This is a genomic window from Streptomyces sp. E11-3, from assembly GCF_046540415.1.
Taxonomy (GTDB): Bacteria; Actinomycetota; Actinomycetes; order Streptomycetales; family Streptomycetaceae; genus Streptomyces.
This window is the reverse complement of record NZ_JAZGRL010000030.1, coordinates 1-3,541: the sequence shown is the minus strand read 5'-3', so window position 1 is coordinate 3,541 and position 3,541 is coordinate 1. Positions and strand designations below refer to the sequence as shown.

Below are 3,541 nucleotides of genomic sequence, written 5' to 3'. Positions count from 1 at the left end.
TGGACTCGCCGTAGTAGTAGTTACCGATCATGGAGCTGAAGGCGACCATGAAGACCACCAGCGTCAGGATGTGACCGGCCCAGTTGCCCAGGGCCCCGTTGAACGCGGACTGGGTGACGTCCGCGCCGCCGCGCTCGCCCAGCGTCGGGTTGGCGCTGAGGACGACGAAGGCGGTCATGGTGCAGATGACCAGCGTGTCGAAGTAGACGCCGACGGTCTGCACGAGGCCCTGCTTGACTGGGTGGGTGGTCTCCGCGGCGGCGGCGGCGTTGGGGGCGGAGCCCATGCCGGCCTCGTTGGAGAACATGCCTCGCCGCACGCCCTGCAGGATCGCCGTGCCGACCGCGCCGCCCGCGACCTCGCGGAAGCCGAAGGCGCCGCCGACGATGTCGCCGATCATCCGCGGGATCTCGGTGGCGTTGAGCAGCACCACGGCTATTCCGATCAGCAGGTAGGTGCCGGCCATCACCGGGACCAGCACCTGGGTGACCTTGGCGATCCGCTTCACGCCGTAGAACACGGACAGCACGAGCAGCACGGCCAGTGCGATGCCGACGACTGGGGCGAGCCAGGCGGTGTCCGCGCCGCCGAGCGAGCCCTCGACGGTGACTGCGATGGTGTTGGACTGCACCGCGGTGAGCACGAAGCCGAAGGTCAGCGTGATGAGCACGGCGAACAGGACGCCGAGCCAGCGCTTTCCGAGCGCGCGCTCCATATAGTAGGCAGGGCCACCGCGGTATGTACCGGGCTCCTTGCCGGGTGTCTTGTAGAGCTGGGCGAGCACGGCCTCGACGAAGGCGGAGGCACAGCCGACGAGGGCCATCATCCACATCCAGAAGACCGCGCCGGGCCCGCCGAGGGTGATGGCGGTGGCCACACCGGCGATGTTGCCGGTGCCGATCCGGGTGGCGGCGGAGATGGAGAAGGCGCCGAGGGGGCTGACACCGTCCGTCGGCTTCTCTTTGAGAACGCGGAACATCTCCGGGATGAGTCTCAGCTGTACGGCTCTGGAGCGGAAGGTGAAATAGAGGCCCGCGAAGGCCACCAGCGGGATCAGCAGGTAAGTCCAGAAGTGGTCGTTGATGTCAACGATCCAGGAGTCCAGCGTACTCATGCGTCGGCGTCCCGTTCTTGTGAGTCGGGGTGCGTGGCTCGAACGCGCGACGGCCGCTGAGGCGGGGGGCGCAGACCGCGGGCCACGCGGATTGACTCGTGAGTCTGCTGGAGACCCGAGGAGCATCCTTTGTGCCTCAGTACGAAGTCATGCCTCGCATTTAGTCGTCTGTGTGGAAGAAGGTCGTCGTCTTGCGCAGCTGCAGCCGCAGCTGCAGCTGCAGCTGCGCCAGCAGCATCTGGTCGGCGTCATGGAAGTCCAGGCCTGACACCTCCCTGATCCGGCGCAGCCGGTATCGCAAGGTGTTGACGTGCACCCGCAGTTGTACAGCGGTGTCCTCGGTCACGCCCCTCGCGGCCAGGAAGGTGGCGAGGGTCTCGGTGAGGACGCCGTCGGGGCCGTCGTGCGCGGCGAGGCGGCGCAGCGGGCCGGTGGCCGGCGGCAGGCCGAGCGACTGGGCGATGTCACCGAGGTGGTCGAGCAGCACCTGGAGCGCCGTGTCGTCGAGGGTGGCCACGGCGGGCGCCGAGTCCCCGGCGCCGCGCAGTGCGCGCAGCACGGCGTCGGCCTGGACCCGGACGGCGGGCACACGACCGGGCTCGGCGGTGGGCCCGGCGACCGCGGCCAGACAGCCCCCGCCGGGTCCGGCCGGCAACCGGGAGACGAAGTCCGCGGCCAGTGAGCGGGCCGCGGCCAGGACCTCATCCCTGGACGGCTTCGGCCAGGCCGCCAGCACGTACACGGCACGGTCACCGCGCACGGCCACCGCTGAGGGGCGCACTGCGGTGAGATAGAGCGTCAGGGCGTCCTCGAGTCGGCGAAGACCGGCGGCTGCGACGGCGGCCTCTACGGGGGCGGTGTCCGCGGCCGCGTCCGATGTGGGGCTCTGCGGGCGCAGGCCCACGGCGATCAGGCACAGTGCTCCGGTGTGCAGTCGTAGCTCACGGGCCGCACCCTCCCCGGCCGGGCCACCGGAGAGCACCGCTGTGGCCAGTTCGCGGCGCTGCTGCCGGGCCCAGGTGGAACCCTCGGAGCGGGTGTTGGCCAGGTGCAGGGCGACGACCGGAGCGAACAGTTCGAGCCACCGGGTGTGTTCCTCCGGCATCGGGGCGGTGACGACCGCCCAGACGTAGCCGAGGACTTCGGAGTCGGCGCGTACGGCGATCGCCACCCGGGGCAGCATGCCCGGTTCGTACGGTTCGATGTACACCGGCGCGGTGGAGGAGTGCAGCCGCTCGAAAGCGCCCTGTTCCGCGAGTTTGCGCAGTCGGCTCGGGTGCACCGCGCGGCCGAGGATTGTCTCCACCCTCGATTCGTCCGCGTCGTCCTGTCCTGCCGACCAGGCAAGCACCGCCGAGGCCGCGTCCTCGATGACGACCGGGGCCTGGATCATCGCGCTGGCCGTGTTGGCCAGCGTGAACAGGTCGCTGGTGGCACCTGCGGGTTCCCACTGCGCCCGTGAGTGGTCCAGCAGGCGCTGCCGCAGGGTCATCGCGACGTGCATCCAGGAGGCGTCCGGGTTGACCTCGACGACCGGCACCGGGCAGTCGGCGGCCTCGGCGGGGACCGGTCCCTTCACCGCGAGCCCACGCGCACCCGCGCGCTGCGCGGCGCTGCCGAGGGCGAGCAGCTCCGCCCCCGAGGCCACGCCCAGGCACAGCACCAGGCACCCCGCCTCCATTTCCTCCGCGTCGGCCGGGTCGTGGATGGCCACCCCGGCGAGGGGCCGGTTAGCGCCGCCCGGATCGACGGCGAGCCGCAGCAGGGGCTCGCCGATGTCCCCGACGAGGCGGTGCAGGGTGAGGGCTTGCTCCATGGCGCCCACCCTAGCCGGATTGTCGAAAACACCTACCCGAAGACCCAAAGTTTGATGCTCAGCACAAAATCCAGAGCGGTATGGTCCGGCAGTGTACGGCTCATGGCCGTGAACACAGAGGTACGGGAGCTGACCGGCGTCGAGGAACTGCTGGCAGCGACCGACCTGATCACCGAGGTATGGCAGGCGGAGATGCCGCCGGTGCCGTTTCCCTTCATGCGGGCGCTCAGCCACGCCGGGGCGCAGGTGCTCGGCGGCCTCGTCGACGGGCGGCTCGCCGGGGTGGCGGTGGGCTTCCTCGGCTCCGCCCAGGACGGGACCCTGCTGCACTCGCATGTGGTCGGCGTCGCCAAGGAGTGGCGGAGCACAGGTTTGGGCCGGGCGATCAAGCTCGGCCAGCGCGACTGGTGCCTGGAGCGCGGCATCAGGCGGATGGCCTGGACCTTCGATCCGCTGCGGACCGGCAACGCCTGCTTCAACCTGGCCAGGCTCGGCGCCACGGGCGTCTCGTACCACGCGGACTTCTACGGGCAGATGAACGATGCCTTCAACCGCGAGATACCGACGGACCGGGTCCTGGTGCACTGGGATCTGGCGGACGCCGAGCCCGC

At 70.2% G+C, this 3,541-nt stretch carries 2 protein-coding genes and 1 pseudogene; 1 reads left to right on the top strand and 2 read right to left on the bottom strand.

Translation table 11 applies throughout. From position 1 onward, the window contains the following. On the bottom strand, positions 1-1,114 hold a 1,114-nt coding region (locus tag U9R90_RS34430), incomplete at its 3' end, for an alanine/glycine:cation symporter family protein (RefSeq protein WP_411061276.1). A 160-nt stretch (positions 1,115-1,274) separates the two neighbouring features. Further along, on the bottom strand, positions 1,275-2,930 hold the full coding sequence (locus tag U9R90_RS34425; RefSeq protein WP_411061274.1) for a PucR family transcriptional regulator: 1,656 nt from the start codon (positions 2,928-2,930) through the stop codon (positions 1,275-1,277). Between the two features lie 54 nt (positions 2,931-2,984). Between U9R90_RS34425 and U9R90_RS34420 the strand changes: the two are divergent. After that, positions 2,985-3,320, top strand: a pseudogene (locus U9R90_RS34420) (hypothetical protein); the annotation flags it as partial. Positions 3,321-3,541: the final 221 nt, after the last annotated feature.